Origin of the sequence: Streptomyces sp. NPDC002602, assembly GCF_042889445.1 — a bacterium.
Classification (GTDB): domain Bacteria; phylum Actinomycetota; class Actinomycetes; order Streptomycetales; family Streptomycetaceae; genus Streptomyces.
In genome coordinates, this window is the sequence record NZ_JBIAQX010000027.1 from 20,926 (window position 1) to 39,467 (window position 18,542).

16 protein-coding genes, 1 pseudogene and 2 CRISPR repeat arrays (1 of these 19 running past the window's edge) are annotated in these 18,542 nt (G+C 68.9%); of the genes and pseudogenes, 13 read left to right on the forward strand and 4 right to left on the reverse strand.

Annotation, left to right across the window (positions count from 1 at the left end):
- Positions 1-1,350: direct repeats of the CRISPR family, unit length 30 nt (it extends 327 nt beyond the left edge of the window).
- A gap of 427 nt (positions 1,351-1,777) precedes the next feature.
- From casA to cas2e, 10 genes and pseudogenes are all read left to right on the forward strand, one after another.
- The gene (casA, locus tag ACFYW3_RS37015) at positions 1,778-3,274 is read left to right on the forward strand and encodes a type I-E CRISPR-associated protein Cse1/CasA (protein WP_389388741.1); all 1,497 of its coding nucleotides are present in this window, start codon (positions 1,778-1,780) and stop codon (positions 3,272-3,274) included.
- Positions 3,271-3,900, forward strand: a complete 630-nt coding sequence (casB, locus tag ACFYW3_RS37020; RefSeq protein ID WP_389388742.1) for a type I-E CRISPR-associated protein Cse2/CasB — start codon at positions 3,271-3,273, stop codon at positions 3,898-3,900. The genes casA and casB overlap by 4 nt, the downstream gene beginning before the upstream one ends.
- Positions 3,897-5,150, forward strand: coding sequence for a type I-E CRISPR-associated protein Cas7/Cse4/CasC (locus tag ACFYW3_RS37025; protein ID WP_389388743.1), 1,254 nt, complete (start codon positions 3,897-3,899; stop codon positions 5,148-5,150). The genes casB and ACFYW3_RS37025 overlap by 4 nt, the downstream gene beginning before the upstream one ends.
- Positions 5,147-5,896 (forward strand): type I-E CRISPR-associated protein Cas5/CasD, encoded by a 750-nt coding sequence (gene cas5e, locus ACFYW3_RS37030; protein ID WP_389388744.1) that lies wholly within the window; start codon positions 5,147-5,149, stop codon positions 5,894-5,896. The genes ACFYW3_RS37025 and cas5e overlap by 4 nt, the downstream gene beginning before the upstream one ends.
- Entirely contained in the window at positions 5,893-6,555 is a 663-nt protein-coding gene (gene cas6e, locus ACFYW3_RS37035) for a type I-E CRISPR-associated protein Cas6/Cse3/CasE (protein WP_389388745.1), read from the forward strand. Before cas5e ends, cas6e (ACFYW3_RS37035) begins: the two co-directional genes overlap by 4 nt.
- An 84-nt stretch (positions 6,556-6,639) precedes the next feature.
- Positions 6,640-9,369 (forward strand): CRISPR-associated helicase Cas3', encoded by a 2,730-nt coding sequence (gene cas3, locus ACFYW3_RS37040; RefSeq protein WP_389388746.1) that lies wholly within the window; start codon positions 6,640-6,642, stop codon positions 9,367-9,369.
- A gap of 40 nt (positions 9,370-9,409) precedes the next feature.
- A complete protein-coding gene (locus ACFYW3_RS37045; protein ID WP_389388747.1) occupies positions 9,410-9,895 on the forward strand; it encodes a type I-E CRISPR-associated protein Cas5/CasD in 486 nt (161 codons plus the stop codon).
- Positions 9,892-10,539 carry a type I-E CRISPR-associated protein Cas6/Cse3/CasE gene (cas6e, locus tag ACFYW3_RS37050; protein WP_389388748.1) on the forward strand — a complete coding sequence of 216 codons (648 nt, stop codon included), beginning with the start codon at positions 9,892-9,894 and terminating at the stop codon, positions 10,537-10,539. The genes ACFYW3_RS37045 and cas6e (ACFYW3_RS37050) overlap by 4 nt, the downstream gene beginning before the upstream one ends.
- A gap of 59 nt (positions 10,540-10,598) precedes the next feature.
- Positions 10,599-11,532 (forward strand): annotated as a pseudogene (cas1e, locus tag ACFYW3_RS37055) (type I-E CRISPR-associated endonuclease Cas1e).
- 71 nt (positions 11,533-11,603) lie between these two features.
- Positions 11,604-11,858 (forward strand): type I-E CRISPR-associated endoribonuclease Cas2e, encoded by a 255-nt coding sequence (gene cas2e, locus ACFYW3_RS37060; RefSeq protein ID WP_389388780.1) that lies wholly within the window; start codon positions 11,604-11,606, stop codon positions 11,856-11,858.
- A 20-nt stretch (positions 11,859-11,878) separates the two neighbouring features.
- Positions 11,879-12,944: direct repeats of the CRISPR family, unit length 29 nt; unit sequence GTTCTCCCCGCCGACGCGGGGGTGGTTCG.
- A 274-nt stretch (positions 12,945-13,218) separates the two neighbouring features.
- Here the strand turns inward: cas2e and ACFYW3_RS37065 are convergent.
- From ACFYW3_RS37065 to ACFYW3_RS37075, 3 genes are all read right to left on the reverse strand, one after another.
- Complete coding sequence (locus ACFYW3_RS37065) at positions 13,219-13,380, reverse strand: hypothetical protein (protein ID WP_389388749.1); 162 nt, start codon at positions 13,378-13,380, stop codon at positions 13,219-13,221.
- Positions 13,381-13,413: 33 nt separating this feature from the next.
- Entirely contained in the window at positions 13,414-13,590 is a 177-nt protein-coding gene (locus tag ACFYW3_RS37070; RefSeq protein ID WP_389388750.1) for a hypothetical protein, read from the reverse strand.
- 566 nt (positions 13,591-14,156) lie between these two features.
- A complete protein-coding gene (locus ACFYW3_RS37075; RefSeq protein WP_389388751.1) occupies positions 14,157-15,470 on the reverse strand; it encodes a hypothetical protein in 1,314 nt (437 codons plus the stop codon).
- Positions 15,471-15,650: 180 nt separating this feature from the next.
- Between ACFYW3_RS37075 and ACFYW3_RS37080 the strand changes: the two genes are divergently transcribed.
- Positions 15,651-15,938 carry a hypothetical protein gene (locus ACFYW3_RS37080; protein WP_389388752.1) on the forward strand — a complete coding sequence of 96 codons (288 nt, stop codon included), beginning with the start codon at positions 15,651-15,653 and terminating at the stop codon, positions 15,936-15,938.
- Positions 15,939-16,022: 84 nt separating this feature from the next.
- On the opposite strand, the gene ACFYW3_RS37085 is transcribed toward ACFYW3_RS37080, so the two are convergent.
- Positions 16,023-16,745, reverse strand: a complete 723-nt coding sequence (locus ACFYW3_RS37085; RefSeq protein ID WP_389388753.1) for a SpoIIE family protein phosphatase — start codon at positions 16,743-16,745, stop codon at positions 16,023-16,025.
- Between the two features lie 540 nt (positions 16,746-17,285).
- Between ACFYW3_RS37085 and ACFYW3_RS37090 the strand changes: the two genes are divergently transcribed.
- Positions 17,286-17,813: an RNA polymerase sigma factor gene (locus tag ACFYW3_RS37090; RefSeq protein WP_389388754.1), complete on the forward strand. Its 528-nt coding sequence runs from the start codon at positions 17,286-17,288 to the stop codon at positions 17,811-17,813.
- Positions 17,810-18,475 carry a hypothetical protein gene (locus ACFYW3_RS37095; protein WP_389388755.1) on the forward strand — a complete coding sequence of 222 codons (666 nt, stop codon included), beginning with the start codon at positions 17,810-17,812 and terminating at the stop codon, positions 18,473-18,475. The genes ACFYW3_RS37090 and ACFYW3_RS37095 overlap by 4 nt, the downstream gene beginning before the upstream one ends.
- Positions 18,476-18,542 lie beyond the last annotated feature (67 nt).

Sequence of the window (18,542 nt, forward strand, 5' to 3'; positions counted from 1 at the left end):
GGGAGAACTTCGACTGGTCCGCGATCTGGAGCTCCACCGGCGGACCACCCCCGCGTCGGCGGGGAGCACCCAACAGCATCGCGTTCAGCGAGGAGGACCTGCGGATCACCCTCGCGTCGGCGGGGAGCACGTCATCGAGGAGATCGACGCCGTCGGCGCCAGCGGATCACCCCCGCGTCGGCGGGGAACACTCGGCTTCAAGCTCGGCTTGACGCGCCTTCACCGGATCACCCCCGCGTCGGCGGGGAGCACGGAGCACCTCATCATCACCGCCCCCGGGAGCCCGGACCACCCCCGCGTCGGCGGGGAGCACAAAGCGAGGATGCCGGCCTTGTCCCGGTCCAACGGACCACCCCCGCGTCGGCGGGGAGCACGACGAGGCGCACCACCTGACCGGGCGACCCGACGGACCACCCCCGCGTCGGCGGGGAGCACCTCGGCATGGTCTGGGACCTCCACGAGGCCCGCGGACCACCCCCGCGTCGGCGGGGAGCACGGGCATTTGGGATTCGACCTGCGGCGGAGCACCGGACCACCCCCGCGTCGGCGGGGAGCACTCCGGGCCCCAGCGCCAGGCGCGGGCCGCGGTCGGACCACCCCCGCGTCGGCGGGGAGCACAAGGATGATGGACGCATGGACGCGCCCTCCGACGGATCACCCCCGCGTCGGCGGGGAGCACCGGACCGTCCTGAAACGCTCGCGCCGGCTGAACGGATCACCCCTGCGTCGGCGGGGAGCACGCGTTTGCGCCAGTCACAGGGGTGACGTACAGCGGATCACCCCCGCGTCGGCGGGGAGCACGACTGGCTGGACATGCTGTGGGAGGACGAGGACGGATCACCCCTGCGTCGGCGGGGAGCACCAACGAGTCCACGACGCCGCACCGCCGGTGTTCGGATCACCTCCGCGTCGGCGGGGAGAACTCTCGAACACAACGTGCCTCCGGTGTGGTGTGCGGACCACCCCCGCGTCGGCGGGGAGCACCGGATCCTGGAACCGGGCTGCGGTGCGGGTACCGGATCACCCCCGCGTCGGCGGGGAGAACGACAGGGTCTCCTGTACGTAGACCCCCGGCCGCGGACCACCCCCGCGTCGGCGGGGAGCACGGCCCCCTCACCTCCGGGGAGGAGTGATGGGGCGGATCACCCCCGCGTCGGCGGGGAGCACTCGAAATTCGAACCCGGCCCGTACGCCTCGCCCGGACCACCCCCGCGTTGGCGGGGAGAACGCCGAGCTGCGCGGTCATGACGGCTGTCCTTTCGGACCACCCCCGCGTCGGCGGGGAGCACAACATCGTCCCGAGCGACCGCCACGTCATCGTCGGATCACCCCCGCGTCGGCGGAGGAGTTGCACCTGAGCTGTCAGCCACAAGCGCATATCGCTCTGGTTCGGCGGAGGCCATTGCGTTCAGTTCTCAAAGAGCCAGGATGGACTGTACTGCCGGCGGGCCCCATCTGAGATGTCTTGGTACCTAGTGCTGTTGACGCTAGGCAGCAGGGATTCAGCGATACCGTTATGTCGCACTTTTAATGGTTTGCGCGATCGGATCGCGGCGTGGCCAGAGTGCCTGCGTTCGGACTGTATCGGGTGCCTCTGACAGTCTGACTGGGTTGTCGGGTTCAGGTTGCCGACTGCGGGTTTGTACTCCTAACGTCACTGACCACAGGTGATGCCGCTCGGCGTCAACTTACCTGTTGGTGAGCCCTGTTCATGATGTGCTGGGGGTGTGTTTTGCCTGCCTGGAATGTGGCTGAGCGGCCCTGTTTAAGGGTGGCCGTGCGTGAGGATGCCCCGCTCGGCGAGCTGGAGAAGGTCCTGCCGGGGGCTCAGCCCGGGGAAAGGGTCTGGCTCGGGTTACGCAGCGCCTTATCGGCTGCGCATCTGATCGCGGATCTTGAGGTGGCGAATCCTGCGGCGGAGTCGATGCTGCGACGGCTGCTGACCGCGTTGGCCGTACGGGTCGGCGGTCTGGATGTGCTGGGCCGGGAGGATTGGGAAGAGCGGTTCGATGCTCTTCTGGCCGGGGGCAGGTTCGATCCGGTGGCGGTGGGTGCCTACTTTGACCGGTGGCTCCAGCGGTTCGATCTTTTTGATGGTCGGCGGCCGTTCATGCAGGATCCGCGGTTGGCGGAGGAGTGTTCCAAGCAGGCCCCGCCGGGCCGTTTGGTGATGCCTCGGCCGTCGGGTGCGAACCAGCCGTGGCTCGACCGGACGCCCCAGGGTGAGCCTGTACCGGCCGGTGAGGCTCTGGGATGGCTGTTGGCGTGGCGTGGCTACGGGCCTTCGGGGCTGGGTGCGCAGCGTCGACACGCGAGTGTGAATTCGAAGAACATGAAGGCTGCCCCCTTGCGGGCGTTGGTGTCGTTTCATCCGTTGGGCGAGAGTCTGTTCGCGTCGCTGGTCTTGTCGTGTCCGCCGCCGTCGGGTTTCGAGGGTGCGGGGGCTGATTTGGCGCCTTGGGAGCGGGACGATCTCGAGGATCCGCTGGCTCCCGCGGCGGTGTCCGGTCCGATGGGCTTGCTCACGGGGCGGTCCACCCATCATGTGCTTCTCGCTCGGTCTGTGGACGGGGTGGAGGTGACCGGTTGCTGGGTGGCGTGGGGGAGTCGGGTCGATCTGCCGGCAGCGCGGGATCCGTTTGTGATCGACAGGATCAAGGGCGGTCCGGTGCGGGCCAGTTGGCGGCGTCAGTTACTGCGTGACTTCGATGCCTTCGTCCACGCTCGGGACCCTGCGGCGGCCGGCATCAAGGGGCAGATTCTGCCCGTCTGGTTGTCGGTGTTCGCGGACTTGCCGCCCGACGTCCTGAAGGTGTTGGCCGGGGTGCGGGTGCGAGCACTGGGCTGTCATCAGGAGAAGCAGGACCGGGACGAGCACTGGTACGCGGCTACGACGCCCGCGAGTATCGCGCCGTTTCTGCCGTCGCAGCATCCTCAGCGTGCGGCACGGGTCGCGCGAACGCGGCTGGCGGCCGAGCTCGCGGCGGCGGACATGGCCAAGGTGCTGCGCTCGGCGTGGAAAGAGATGGCTCCGGGGGACAAGGGCTGTGCGTGGGCGGATGCGGCCACCTCGGAGTTCTGGGACCGGGCCGATCCCTTGTTCTGGTCGGCCATCGCGCATGACGAGGCCGAGGTGCCGCAGTTTCGGGGGCTGGGTCTGGAGATTTTCGATTCGACGACGCGTGAGGCCGCGGCTTCTCCGCAGGGGCTTTTGCCGGTGGCGCGTGCCCGGTCGTCGTTCACCCATCCGCGCTCTGGAAGGAAGAAGTCGTGACCGCTGAAACGCCGCCGTCGGCGGCGATGGTGCCGGGGCGGGCGTCTGGACCACCGGATCGCTACGAGCAGTTCATGCGAACGGTCCGCAGGGCCTGTGTCACCTCGGGTGGGCGTGCCGAGCTGCGCCAGGGCTTGGCCGATGGGCTGGTGTCTCCGTGGCAGATGTATGTTCACCTGCTGCTGGCGGGTGGTATTCCCGCCCACTCCCAGACCCGGGAGGCGGAGTTCCCCTTCCTGCTGGTGGCGAGCCTGTACGCGGTGCATGACGCGCCGAATCCGCGGACGGCGCGTACGAAGCCGCAGCCGGTGCCTCCGCGGGCCGACCGTCGCAAGAACATGGGTTGGTCCTACGCCCGGGCGGCGTCCGGCGGGGCGATGAAGCAGAAGGCCGCCGGGGATGCTCTGTCGTATCTCGCGCAGCTGGACCTGGAGGACCTGTACCGGGATCTGCCGGGTGCCATCTCGCTGTTGCGTTCGCAGCGGGTGCCGGTGCATTGGCCGGTGTTGCTGCGTGACCTGACTCGCTGGCCGCGGTGGGCCGAGGACGTTCGTATCGAATGGGCCCGCGCCTTCTACGCTCCCGCACCCGCTTCCGTTCGTACCACTGAGGAGACTTCGTCGTGACTCTTACCCCCGGCAGCCTGTACCTGGATGTCCACCTCGTTCAGTCCTACCCGTATTCCAATCTGAACCGCGATAGGCAGGGGGCTCCGAAATCGGCACGTTATGGCGGCGTGACGCGTGCACGTCAATCGTCGCAGAACGGGAAGCGTCACACCCGGCGCGCGGTGGAGAACGCGACCGGGATCCGTGCGGTGCGGACCCGGGGTGTGCCGAAGGCTGTCGCGGAGCGGCTGGAGCGGCTCGGCTGGGAGGCGGATGTCGCTCTGATGGCCGGGCAGATGCTCATCTTGGCGGCCGGGGTGAAGGGGCTGGGCATCGCCGACAGTCAGGGCACGAATGCCTTGCTGTTCCTGCCGGAGAGCGCCCTGGACGCGCTGGCGGAGCTGGCGAACGAGCATCGTGGTGAGATCACGCAGGCCGCGGCCGATGTGACGGCCGAGATGGAGAAGGCCGCGAAGAAGACGACGCGCAAGCTCAGCGACGCGGACCAGGCCGCGGACGGTGACGGGGAGGACGAGCCGGCGGTCGGGGAGAGCAGCGTCCTGGCGAAGTACGCGGCGAAGGTCCTTCCGAAGGTCGAGGTCCTGGGCATTCTGCAGTCGCGGAACGCCTCGGTCGCGGCGTTCGGGCGGATGCTCGCCAATGAGGCCGGCTCCACGGTGGATGGTGCCGTGCAGATGGCGCACGGGTTGAGCACGCATGCCGCCGGGACGCAGTTGGACTACTTCACCGCGGTCGATGACCTGCTGCAAGACGAGGGTACGGAGACCGGTGCAGGTCACATGGGTGACAACCGGTACACCTCGGCGACGTTCTACCGGTACGCGTCGTTGAACGTGAGTGAGCTCGTCGGGAACCTCGACGGGGACACGAATACGGGTCTGCAGGTGACGGCCGAGTTCGTGAAGGCCTTCGTAACCACCGTGTTGCCGGCGAAGTCGTCGGGTACCGCGCCGTTCACGGTGCCGCACCTGGTGTACGTGGCGTTGCGGTCTGATCGTCCCGTGAGCCTGGTCGGAGCCTATGAGAGCGCGGTTCCCGACAGTACGCAGGGTTACGTGCCCGCGTCGCTGGCCCGGCTGGACGAGCACGCGGCGGCGCATCACCGCTTCCTGGGTACCGGCGGTTTGGTCACCCACGCACACAGTGGTCTCGCCGCTGAGACGTTCGAGGCGCTGGGGGAGCGGGTCGAGGGCTTGGAGGAGCTTGTCTCGCGGATGGTCGACACGATCAGCAAGGTGCAGGCGTGAGCGGGCTGCTCCTGCACCTGTCCGGGCCGGTGCAGTCCTGGGGCAGCGAGGCCGAGTTCGAGGTCCGTACGACGCATCGCTGGCCCACCCGGTCGGGTCTCACGGGTCTGTTCGCGTGCGCGCTGGGACGACCGCGGGGAAGCGCCAACCATGATCTGGGGGAGCTGCGGTACACGATCAGGGTGGATCGGCCAGGTCAGCGGGAGATGGACTTTCATACGATCGGTGGTGGCTATCCCCGGCATCTGACGCCTCCGACCGCGGAGGGCAAGTTCCGCAAGGCCGGTGAGGGAACCATTTTGACGGAGCGTTGGTATCTGACGGATGCCGCGTTCACGGTCGCGGTCACCGGGCCGGCCCGTACCACCGAACTCGTGGGCAGCGCGCTGAGTCGTCCGGTGTTCTCCCTGTTCCTGGGTCGCCGTTCCTGCACCCCGGATACACCGATCCTCCTGTTCGACCAGGTAGCGGATCCCGTGGCCGAACTGGATCGGCTCCCGATCCACCGTGGCGCGCTAAGGCGGGGGCCTGGGCAGCCGGTGACGTTCGTCTACGACACCGCCCCCGAGCCCGGCGCCCTCCCCGACGGGGAAGTCCGAGACACCCCGGCCCCCGGCGCGCGAAGGGGCTTCACCCGCCGCCCGGTATGGGAGCGGCAGCGTGAACTGCCGCACGCCCCGGACAGTGGGTCGGGAACGCAGTGGATCAACGCTCTGACCGCATACAGGCAGGAGGTGACCGTGTGAGTACGGTGCCCGAAACGCTGACCCGGACCGTGCAGCTGGCCCAGCTGAGGCTCGAGGAACGCAGCCGAGACGTTCACCGGGACCTGACGGACGCGACCAGCCTCCACAACCGGGTCCAGGCACTGTTTCCCGACAACCTCGGCCCTCAACCGCGTGCCGCGACGAACACCCTGTTCCGTGTGGAACGAGAGGCGGCCGGACCTGTCCTGTTGATCCAGTCGACGCTGCCCATCAACCGCAACGGCCTTCCCGCCGGATACGCGCGGGACATCGCCTACCGCGATCTCAATCCGCTCCTGGACTGGGCCGCCGAAGGGCGCGTGGTCAGGTACCGCGTCGATGCCCATCCCTCGATGAGTCAGTCGCTGCCGGGACAGCGAGGCAAGCGCGTTCCCCTGCGCGGTGAGGAAGCGCTCCAGTGGTGGGAGCGGCAAGCCGGCAAGGCAGGCTTGGACAACCAACTCGCTCTCGACATCCCGCAGCCCGACGTGCGGGCCCGGCGCGGTTCGGCCAAACCGGTCCGCTACTCCGTCATCCGGTTCGAAGGCGTGGCGCGCGTCATCGACCCGATCGCGTTGAGGGAGACGATCACGACCGGCATCGGCCGGGGGAGGGCCTACGGCCTGGGGCTGCTGTCAATCGCCCCATACCGGCCCTGAACCGAACATCGCAGTCCGTCTTCGGTGGCCTCGCACCGGTCAGGCGCGAGGCCACCACCCGTCTCGGAAACCGGAGATAGCCGAGTGTCGGCGCCATTCGAAGCAAAGCTCTGGGCCAAGGACCGCGGCCTACCAAGCCCCTATCCCGCCGGCTGCCACGCCATCGACGCCGCCGTCATGGCCGATGCTCTGTGGAAGCGCTACCTGACCCCCAGACAGCGCCACGTGATCGCCGACGGCTGGGGCCTGACCCAGCAAGAAGCCCGACTGTTCATCGTCACTCTCGCCGGCCTCCACGACCTCGGGAAGATCACGCCCGGCTTCCAAACCTGCGCTCCCGGGGCAGACCAGGTGACCGGACTGCCCGGCTACGAACCGGCCCCCGCCGAAACCAGAACACCCACCCACCAGCGGGCAGCCCACCTCGCCCTCCCGGAGTTGCTGCACCGCCTCCACGGCATGCCCCTGAGCGGCCGCCCCACCCTCCAGGCCGCCCACCAGATCGGGCAACTCATCAGCGGACACCACGGCACCTACGCCCCCGCACTCTCCCACCAGGGCAACGAACTCACCTGCCCCCTCGGCGCCGTACCCGCCCTGGGCGACAAGGCATGGGACGAGCAGCGCGAAAGCCTCATCCATCTCATCCACACCCTGTTCGGAACGCCAGCCCTACCCAAGCGGACCGCCCGCGGGCCTGCCGCAGTCGTCACCACAGGACTGATCATCCTCGCCGACTGGCTCGCATCCCAGATCCCCTGGATTCAAGCCCGCCAACGACGCTGGCCCCGAAACGGCACCGCAGACTGGGAAGGACACGCCCGCCGCGCCCGGCGGGCAGCACCCGCCGCCCTGCGCGACGCGCAGCTCAGCCCCCCGTCCTGGCGCCGAACCCGCGCTTTCACGGAGCTGTTCCCGCACCTGCGCGGCCAGAGGCTGCACCCCGTGCAGGAAAGCCTGACCCAGCACCTGCCAGGCCTCGCCCGGTCCGGCGCCGGCCTCCTTCTGATCACCGCCCCACCGGGCGAGGGCAAAACCGAAGCGGCTCTCTACGCAGAAAGGGTCATGGGACCTGCCGCCGGCACCAAAGGTCTCGCTTTCCTCCTGCCGACCATGGCCACCACCGATGCCATGTGGGCTCGCGTCCGCGACCACGCCCGCGCCAACTGCCGCACCCCGCCGCCCGTCACGCTCCTGCACTCGATGGCCTGGCTCGACGCCTCCTACACCCCCGACGACCTCAACACCGCCACCTGCGAACCCGGCACCGTCGCCGAATGGCTCCGCGGCCGCCACCGAGGCCTCCTCGCCGGCATCACCGTAGGCACCTGGGACCAAGCCGCCCTCGCCGTACTCCCACACCGCCACATGATGCTCCGCTGGCTGGGCCTGTCCGGCAAAACCGTCATCATCGACGAAGTACACGCCTACGACGCCCACGGCCACGCACTCACCCTCAGGCTCCTCCAGTGGCTCGGCGCCCTCGGCGTACCCGTCGTCCTCCTCTCCGCCACCGTCACCGGCGACAGCGCCGCCTCCCTCGTCCACGCCTACCGCCACGGCGCCGGCCACCACGACACCCCCACCCTCACACCCAGCTACCCCGGCTGGACCTACACCGACCACACCACCGGCACCGTCACCACCAGCGATTCCCTCGGCTCACACCGCGCCCACCAACTCACCATCGACCTCCACCACAGCCGCCACACCCACGACCCCGACCTCCCCGAAGGCCGCGCGGGCGCCATCCTCAAACTCCTCACCCCCCTCCGAGAGACACACAGCGGCTGCGCCCTCATCGTCTGCAACACCGTCGCCGACGCCCAAGCCACCCACGACCTCCTCACCACCACATGGAACAGACCAGGGCAGAAACCTCTCGTGCGACTCCTGCACGCCCGCATGCCCGCACGCCAACGCACCGCGGTCACACGACGGCTCCAACGCTGGACCGGACCCCGAGGCACACGACCGGCCCGCCCCTTCGTCATCATCAGCACCCAGGTCGCCGAACAATCCCTCGACGTGGACTTCGACCTCGTCATCAGCGACCTCGCCCCCCTCGCGCTACTCCTCCAGCGAGCAGGACGCGGACACCGCCACCATCGAACCGACCGACCCACCTGGGCCCCCACCGGAAGCCCCCGCCTCGCCGTCCTCACCCCCACCGGCCAACTCCCACCCCGACACTGGGGCAACGTCTACCCAGCCTCGATCCTGCGCCGAACCCGAGACCTGCTCACCACCCGCGACACCCCCACCATCGACGTACCAGGCGACGTTCAGAACCTCATCGACCAGGTCTATGGACCCGAATTCTCGGCAGCGGACGACATCATCCGCATCGCCGACGACGCCCAGCGCACAGCGACCGCGGAACTCACCGCCATCGCCCCACCCGCGTCAGTACGAGACCTCCACCCCCTCACCAACACCGACGCACACCCCGACGAAATCGCCACACGCATCGGATCCGACAGCACCAGAGTCCTCCCCACCTACCTCACCCCCGACGGCCGCCACTGGCTCCACCCCACGCAACACACCCCGCGCACCGCACTGCCACAACACGTCGACCCTGCGGACCGCCCAACCCTGCGCCGCATCATGAACGCCACCATTCCCATCAACAGCCAGTGGCTCAACGCAGCAGACCCCACGACCAGACCGCCCGCCGACTGGTCCAACGTCCCAGGCCTACGCGACCTGGCTCTCCTACCTCAGCCCACTACACGCACAGCCATCAAGCCCTACCTGCACAAGGGCAAGGCAACGCTCTTGGACCCGCAGAGAGGACTCGTCCAAGCCTGACAGCGCCAATGGCAGGGGAGGACCGGTTCGATTGGTCGACTTGCCCCAGCACGTCGCGGTCACCGGCCCCGGCGACCAGATCACGGAACTCGCCGCAGCGTTGACGCATCCCCATTGGGCGCCCTACCTCGGCCGGCGTTCCTGTCCCCCTGACGAGCCGTTCCTGCTGCGATCCGACGTCGTGGACCCGGTCGCCGAACTCCTCACCACCGTCCCCCTGACCAGCCCCCACACCGACGACCGCCGCACCAGAGCCCCCGTCTCACGACCAGACACGAGCGTGGACTTCCTGTGGGAACGGCCACCAGCCGGGCAGTCGACGACCGCGACCCCCCTGACCGTGCAAGACAGGCCCGTCACGTTCGCCCAGCACGGCCGAAGCCACGGCAAACGCCACCTGTACCGGACCACGGAGCAACTGCCCGCCGGCCTGCTGCCCAGGGGCGACCGCACCCTGCACGACCGCCTGATCGACTACGCCGCCGCAGGCGCCGAGCGCCCGCAGAGCACGGAGTACACCGCATGATGCCAACCGCCAAGCTCGCCCGAATCCGCCTGAACCCACAAAGCCGCGCCGTCGCACGCGACCTGCGCGACGCGACCCAGATGCACCGCACCCTGATGCGGCTCGTCCCCGACGACCTCGGCGACAGCCCGCGCTCGCGCAGTGGCCTCCTCTTCCGTGTCGAGAGCGCACCGGAAGCCACCACCGTCTTCCTCCAGGCGACGGCCGACCTGGACGAGCGGGCCCTACCCCCCGCCTACGGCCACGTGCAGATCAAAGATCTGTCCCCGATGTTCGCCGCGCTGCGCCCCGACCTCCCCGTTCGCTACCGGATCACGCTCAACCCCTGCCGACGCGAACGCCTTCCCCTGACGCAAAAGAACCAACGCGGCAAGATCATTCCCCTCACCGGAGCCAACGCCGACCAGTGGTGGGCACGCCGAGCCGAAAGCGCCGGGCTCCGGCTCACTACCCTGCTGCCCACCCCGGCAGCACCCGCCCGCCGACCCGACAACGAAGCCCCCCTCCGCCACAGCCTCATCCGCTACGACGGCACCGCCACCGTCACCGATCCACACGCCCTCACCAACGCCCTCCTCAGCGGCATCGGAAAGGGAAAACCCTACGGCGCGGGACTGCTGACCCTGGCACCCGCAACCGCATGAACAACCAAGAGCCCCGGGGCGGTCAGGCACGACGCCGCCTGGCCGCCCCCACACTCGCCATGCTCCCGCGCATCGCCGACTCGCTCAGCTTCCTCTACCTCGACATGGTCCGCGTCGTGCAGGACGACACCGGCGTCTGCGCGCAGATCCGGGTCAATGAGCAGCGCACCGACACCGTCTACATCCCCACCGCCGCCCTGTCCTGCCTGCTCCTCGGCCCAGGCGTCTCCATCACCACACGGGCCATGAGCACCCTCGCCCGGCACGGAACCAGCGTCGTCGTCACAGGATCCGGCGGAGTACGCGCGTACGCCGCCGTCCTGCCCGACTCCCTCACCACCACCTGGCTCGAGCACCAGGTCCACGCCTACGCGGAACCCCAGCGACGACTCACGATCGCCCAGCGCATGTACCAGATGCGCTTCGGCGTTGAGGTCCCACCGGAAACCACCCTGGACACCCTCAGGGGCATGGAAGGCCAGCGTATGAGGGCCTTCTACCAACTGCTCACCAAGCAACACGGCATCGGACGCTTCCGCCGGAACTACGACCCCAAGCAGTGGCAGGAGCAGGACCCGGTAAACCTGGCCCTGTCTGCCGGCAACACCTGCCTGTACGGCATCGTGCACGCGGCACTTCTCGCCCTGGGATGCTCACCCGCCCTCGGCTTCGTTCACACGGGCAAACAACACTCATTCGTCTACGACATAGCCGACCTGTACAAGACCGACACGACACTGCCGATCGCGTTCTCACTCCACGACTCCAACGATCCGGAACGTGACGCACGCCGCAAGTTCCGAGACGACCTGCGCCTTCTCAAACTGCTGCCACGCATAGTCCGGGACATCCAGGCGCTACTCGCCCCTCAAGGCGACGGACACGATGACGACGAGGAAGAGCGCGAGCCGCGCGCCGTGAAGCTGGTCCACCTCTGGGATCCCAAAGGGCACACTACCGGCCGGCCGCAACTACGGCAGGGAGGACAACTAACGGTGCCCTCCATGGCAGTCATCGCCACTACCGCCGTGCCCGACCATCTCAGAGGTGCGCTCAGCCGCTGGATGATGGAAGTCGTTCCAGGAATCTTCGTCGGAACGCTCTCCGCCCGAGTCCGCGACGAACTGTGGACGTCCGTGGCCGAGACGGTCCACGATGGCCAAGCTGTCTTGATCCATCCAGCAACCAATGAACAGGGATACACACTTCGCACCGCAGGCACACGACGCCGCTTACCGGTGGATTTTGACGGCCTCACGCTCATCCGGATGACAGGCATCGTCCAACCGGAAAGAGTAATGGATTTGCAAACCCCCTAAAAAATGCCAGGTCAGAAAGAGTTCTCCCCGCCGACGCGGGGGTGGTTCGCCGCGGTGTCTGGCCGTCCCAGTCCGCCGGGTGTTCTCCCCGCCGACGCGGGGGTGGTTCGTTCGAGCTCGACGCGGCTGGCGTCCGCGAAGTGTTCTCCCCGCCGACGCGGGGGTGGTTCGCCTCCGGTTCCTGATACGGAGGCACTCCCGCGGTTCTCCCCGCCGACGCGGGGGTGGTTCGGGAACTGGCGGCCGGAATGGCGACGGCACCCTGTTCTCCCCGCCGACGCGGGGGTGGTTCGCGGTGCACCGAGGTCACCGGAGTCCGCGGCTAGTTCTCCCCGCCGACGCGGGGGTGGTTCGGGGCCAGGGTAGACGTGGTGGAGGTACTCCGGGTTCTCCCCGCCGACGCGGGGGTGGTTCGCCCACCACCCCGCCCAAGCCCAGCACCACCCCGTTCTCCCCGCCGACGCGGGGGTGGTTCGTTGCGCGGGTACGGGCCGAACCTGATCTACGCGTTCTCCCCGCCGACGCGGGGGTGGTTCGCCGTCTGGAATGCCCCACAAAACGCGGCTCTGGTTCTCCCCGCCGACGCGGGGGTGGTTCGCTGATTCAGGAGCGCTGGTTGGCGCTTGCCTACGTTCTCCCCGCCGACGCGGGGGTGGTTCCAGCACGTCGGACGAGAGCGCGAGCCCCTCGTCGTTCTCCCCGCCGACGCGGGGGTGGTTCGCAGGTCCGGCACGGGCTCTGACCGGCCACGTGGTTCTCCCCGCCGACGCGGGGGTGGTTCGTCGGGGTGGCACTGGGTCCTGCAGATTCGGCCGTTCTCCCCGCCGACGCAGGGGTGGTTCGCTGGCGTACATCTGCACGCCGGACAGTCCGAGGTTCTCCCCGCCGACGCGGGGGTGGTTCGCAAACGACCCGCACTACGGGCTGACCAGCGACGTTCTCCCTGCAGACGCGGGGGTGGTTCGACGGCCGCGTCGGAGACCGAGAGCTGGACGAGTTCTCCCCGCCGACGCGGGGGTGGTTCAGTGCCCAGGTGGGCATCAGCGGATCGGCCGCGCTTCTCTCCGCCGACGCGGGGTGGTCCGGCGTACCGGCGCGCGGTCATGCACCGCGCCCGCGCCGAGCGCGCCCAGCGGTCCGGGACCGCAGTCATCCTTCCGCGGTCCGCTCCGTTGCGGTCCACGGCGTGACCGGGAACCGCTGCGGCTGCATCCCTCCGGGCGCGCGGGCACGGCCGGGAAGAGCTTTACTACGGTGCCTGGAGCAGACGACTGACGGCCGATCCCGTCAACGGCGTCGGGCATGAACCTTGTCGCCCGGGATCCCTGTGTCACGGCCCCGCCGGGGGCTGGGGACATCGTTACGCCGGCGTCCACGGAGGTTCGGGGGTGATGTTCACGGCGCCGCAGTTCCAGCACTCCCACTCGTCCGGCAGCCTGTACAGCTCACTCCAGAACCCGGTCGGCTTCCCCCACACGGTGCAGTCGGACTCGCAGTCCCAGCACTCGAACACGAAATCCACAAGATCCTCCCCTGAGCGTGCGCCCCGGACGGTCTACTCGTCCTCGTCGCCGACCTCGAACCTGATCTGTTTGACCTTCCCGCTCGTGCTCAGCTCCGCGTACACGTAACGATGTCCGCGGGCGCCGACGTTGCGCGCGCTCTCCAAAGCCGCCTCCAGCTCGTCGAGCGTCATGTCCTTGTCAGCACCGCTGAATGAGATGAACGACATGACGGCATTCTCATGGTCGACCTGCCGTCTCGGAGGCGAAATCAGCGAAATCCACCCTCGTCGGCCACCCCACCGACGAGTCAGGAGAGCCGCGGGTCGCGGGCGCGTTGACCAGGAAGTCGAGGAACCCGCCGACGGTGGGCTTCGCTTCCTCGTACTCGAAGGTTATGGCGGCGGCGAGCGCCTCCCACCGGCCGGTGCTGCGCCCGCAGTGCTCCAGTATGACCTTCAGCGTGATCTACGGTGCGGGGCTGCAGGAGGATTCTGCGGGGCCGCGGCGGTGTCCCCCGGCCGCAGTGTCCACGGCACGGACTCGATCTCGGCGAGCCACCTGTTGGCCAGGAGCTGATGAACCAGAGCGAGCTCGTCATCGGCTCGTACCGGTTCGGCGAAGGAGACGGCGAGGGCAGGAATCTGCCACCAGGCACTTAACCGCGGCCTTGCGCCCTGCGCCCGCTGCGCGGCCCGGATGCGCCGGAGCCGGAAGGGCCTGGCCGCCGGCTTCGGTGAGGGGATGGTGCGCGGTGCGGCATCCGGACTGTGGTGCCGGGTGCCGCACCGGGTTCTCACGCAGCGGCGGGGCCGGCCTCTTCGTCGGGGTTCTTGTCCGGGGATTCGGGCGGGGTGTCGGTGTTCTTCGGTTCGTCGTGGGGTTCGATGGCTGGGGTGGCGGCGGTGGTTTGCGGGGCGGGTGTGGTGCGGTCGTCGAGGGTGATGTTGACCGCTTGGCCGGTGGGGGTGAGGCTGGTCAGGCTTTCCGCGATCCGCTCGTACAGGGTGGCGGCGAGTTCCTGGTCGCCGTCCCCGTCGTTGGCGGTGCGCTTGATGGAGTGCAGGCTGATCAGTAGAGCGATCAGCGAGCGGCCGGACAGGGCGGCGCGAATCCGCTCGTCTCCCTCTCCGGCTACCTGTGGTGGAACGCGGAAGTGCGGGTGCCGTCCGGCATGAGCGGTGATGAACTCCCAGATGTCGCGGTGACACAGCAGGCCGGCGGAGGAAACGCGGGCCGCCATCTTGAGCAGCGCACTGTGTTCCTGGCTCACTTCTGCGGCTGCGGCTGCGGCTGCGGCCGCGGCCTCGACGGCGGGGGCGGGCTGGGGCCGCAGTTCCTCCATGGTGGTGCGCAGGTCAGCGATTTCCTGCTGCAGGGAGGCGAGTGCGGACCGGGTTTCCTCCAGGGCGGTGTCGGGTTCCCCGTGGGTCTTCCCGGGCGTTGCACGCGGTACCTCGGATACGTCTTGCAGGTCGCTGGTCGGGGCGCCGGCGAGGTGGTCCGGGGTGGTGAGCCTGGAGAGCAGGGGAGCGAGTTCCTCGGCGAGGGCTTCGCGGACGGTCTCGCGGATGGCGTGGCGGGTCGCGTCGAGTGACAGGAGCGAGTCGGGCGAGGTTTCATCGGTTGTGCGTTGCACCGGGATCAGGACGCGAGCGGTTGCTTCCCGGACCTCTTCGGGTTCGGTGACGGTGGTGACCGGCGCTGAGGAGAGTTCGGCCGTGCCGGTCGTCTCTTGGCGTGCCAAGTCGGGGTAGGGGGAACGTGGGGCAGCGGGTGGTGGTGGCGCGGCGGGGGTGAGGTCTGCGAGCGCGACGCGGACTTCGCGCAATTCGGTGCGTAGTTGGGCAACAACGTCGTGGGCAGCGGTGTTGAGCCCTTCTCCTGTGGAGTTCAGCTTGTTGTAGACGTCGCGGAAGTTCGCGCGCATCCTGCCGAGCTCGTCGACGACCTCCTTGGTCGTCTGGTCGTGCGCAGTCCGTCCTGCCGACTCCAGTGTCTCGACGCTCTTGTCGAGCGCGTCCCGGATGTTCTTGTCCGTGTGTAGGACGGCGGTGTGCAGCATCGTCAGGGTGTTGGTGAGGTCCGGATTCGGCTGGCGGGCCATCATCTCTCGTTTCGTCGCATTGCGTAATGGATCAAGTTCGTTGCGTATGCTCCCTCGGTTCGCGCCTTCCCGATGGAGGATTCAGGCCAACTGGCCGAAGCGTGGGGGCACTCAGGCCGAAACCGGCCAAATTGGCAGCGTTTGCGCTGACCAATCCCGCCCAACCAGGAAAGGTAAAACATCATGATCACCATTACTCGGGTGGCGCTCGCCACCCCGGCCACGATGACCGCTGACGCCTACCGGGAGCTGTGCTGGGGTGCCGGCCTGGACCTCACGGCCACCGGCTACGGACTGTTGCTCGCGTACGACGACGGCAGCGGCGACGTGGTGACCGCGGTTGTCGACGACATCGAGTACGCGCGGCTCCTGGCGGAGAGCACCGGCGTCACGGTGCCCGCCCACAAGATCATCCGCAGTTTGCCCGACTGGCCGGATCTTCGCCCTGAAGCCGTCACCGTCTGGCCCTGATGGGACTCGCGGGGCGCCGGAGATTGCGACAGCACCGCCCACCGGCCGCGCCGCCGGCCGCGAGACGGTGCCGTACGCGGGGCGTCAGCTGTTCGACGGGGTACGGGGCGGGCGGATGATCAGGGCGGTGGCGTCGTCGCGGTAGCCGGTGCCGTCGGGCCGGGCGGCCGCCACGAGGGCGGCGGCGAGGTGCCGGGGGTCGTCCTGATGCGTACGGACCAGGGCTTCCAGGGCCTTGGGAGTGATCTGGTCGTGCACTCCGTCCGAGGTCAGGATGATCGTGTGCCCGGCGGGGACGACCGCTTCATGGACGGAGCCCGGCACTACCTCGGAGAGCACCTGGCGCAGCCGCCCGCTGTGCTGCCGCGCGGTTTCGGGATCGACGCCGTGCGCGGCCAGGTATGCGGCGGCGGTGGCGTCGACGGTGTACCGGGTGAGGACTTGAGCGTCGGGGTCCCAGCCGTAGCCGCGGCAGTCGCCGGCCCACGCGATCCAGGACCGGCTCCCCGGTCGGACGCAGGCGGCGATGCCGACGGCGTCGGGGGCGCTGCCATCGTGCCCGGGGTCGCAGAGCATGCGTCCGGCGGTGAGCAGTCCGGCGGGCGGCCAGGACAGGGCGGCGAGTCGTGCGGCCGTCACGGCGAGGACCGGGACCAGCGCGTGCAGTTCCTCGGAGTGGCCGATGCCGTCGATGACGGCGGCCCCGGTGGCCGGGGTCGAGGCTGTCCAGGCGTGGGCGGCATCGGCGTTGGTGCCGACGGTGCCGGCGCGGGAGGCGATGCCGACGACGGCCGGGTGAGTGGGCACAGGATTCCTCCGGACAACAAAGTGCTGGCCGGCGAGACGGCCGGCCCGGGTCCTGTAGAGCATCCCGTTCGCGGTCGGCGCCGGCGCGGGTCCGGTGTGAGCCGGGCGTGAGGTGGGCGTGAGGTGAGCGAGCCTTGCCGGCCGGCCGTGTCGGCCCCTCGTGGATCCGGGGGTTCCGGCTCGGGCCGGCGGTCGGCTGGCCGGGCCGGGGCGGATGAGGAGCGGCTCGCGTGGGGGCGGCTTGGCCGGTTTCACCCCGCTCGCGGCGGGAAACGCTCCGTCAACCCTTGCCCTCAGTCTGTGACTTGCACCACTCGGCCTGAGGATTCTGTCGATGCCATGCCACGGGGCGCCCCCCAAAACAGCAGGTCACCTTCCGGTTGGCGCCCCATTGATCATCACGGTGCGCACCGAACGTATGTCCGTGCGTGACATTGGTGGGGGCGTGTATGCGTGTCCGGGTCGAACCGCCGGTTGAGTGAACGCACACCGGCGCACTCGCGCGCCGCATCACCCGCTCGCCCTCAGCGAAGAGGACTCATGATCGACGATGTACGTGAGGAGGACGGCCGCAGCCCTGTGGCCGAAGCCCCGCTCCCGCTCCCGCTGGAGTTCGAGGCGCACTATCTCACCAACCAGGAAGCGTTCCACGCGTACGCCCTCGCCTTCCTCGGCACCAACGACGCGGCCGAGAAAGCGGTGCACCGCGCCTTCCTGGAGATCCTGCGGCACTGGAACGCCCTCCTGGCGGAGAGTGACCTGCAGGAGCAGACCTGGGCGATCATGCGGCGCACCGTGATAGCCGAGTCCCTGCTCGACTTCCGTGGGCAGCTCGCGGCGATGGACAGCGGGCTCGGCCTCTACAAGGCCCTGGGAAACCTGCCCCCGCGTCAGTTCGATGTGATCGTCCTGCGGTACATCACCAAGTACGACACCAAGCACATCAGCTGGTACATGGGCGTCACACCCAGCACCGTCGACTACCACTGCCGCAAGGCACGCGAGCGCCTCGCCCCGATCCACCGCCGCGCCACGAAGCAGAAGCAGAAGCAGGAGGACACCCTGTGAGCACCTGGGAGACACGCCTGGCCGGCGCGGGCAACGGCGAGCCACGACGTGCTTTCGACGTCGCCGCCGGACTGCGGGCCCTGGCCGAGGAAGCCGGCTACGTCCAACCCACCGCGGAAGTACGCCGTGCGTCCCGCGCCCGCCGGCAGCTGGAGGTCTTCGCCCGCCTGACGCTGAACCAGGTCGGTGCGAGCACACACGTCAGGGACCTCACCGCGATCATCGGCGACCCGGTCGCCCCCGGCTTCGACGGCTGGACCGACGACGTCGACATCGACGGCGTCCAGGTGTTCGCCTGCGCGCTCTACCTGGCCCAGCATCCCGAGAGCGCGCGGTTCTGGTGGCAGTTGGCCGCCGGCGCCGGCCACAGCGGCGCCGCGTACTGCCTGCACCTGCACCACCTCGGCGGCGGTGACCTGCGCGAGGCCCGCTTCTGGAGACGGCAGATGAACAGGCTGTTCGACGACAGCTCCTCGGAGAAGTTCATCGAGGTCCTGGAGGTGTTCACCGGCTCCTCCCGGCACCGGCACATCGCCCCCGTGCCCACCGGGTCCCTGGCCGCCGAGATCGAGCGCCTCGCCGAACAGCACGACGGGGGCCTCATCTGCCGCCCCGACAGCCAGCTCGCCGACCGCATCCACGACCTCGCCGGCCGACGCTGACCCCACGGACGAAGCCCGGCGGGAGCAGATGGTTCCTACGCCTCCAGGCCCCGCCGGGCTTCCCACG

Excerpts from the sequence above, each read along its gene's own strand:
- cas6e (WP_389388748.1), top strand. The coding sequence starts at position 9,892 with ATGATGCCAACCGCCAAGCTCGCCCGAATCCGCCTGAACCCACAAAGC.
- cas2e (WP_389388780.1), top strand. The coding sequence starts at position 11,604 with ATGATGGAAGTCGTTCCAGGAATCTTCGTCGGAACGCTCTCCGCCCGA.
- ACFYW3_RS37070 (WP_389388750.1), bottom strand. The coding sequence starts at position 13,590 with ATGTCGTTCATCTCATTCAGCGGTGCTGACAAGGACATGACGCTCGAC.
- ACFYW3_RS37075 (WP_389388751.1), bottom strand. The coding sequence starts at position 15,470 with ATGATGGCCCGCCAGCCGAATCCGGACCTCACCAACACCCTGACGATG.
- ACFYW3_RS37080 (WP_389388752.1), top strand. The coding sequence starts at position 15,651 with ATGATCACCATTACTCGGGTGGCGCTCGCCACCCCGGCCACGATGACC.
- ACFYW3_RS37090 (WP_389388754.1), top strand. The coding sequence starts at position 17,286 with ATGATCGACGATGTACGTGAGGAGGACGGCCGCAGCCCTGTGGCCGAA.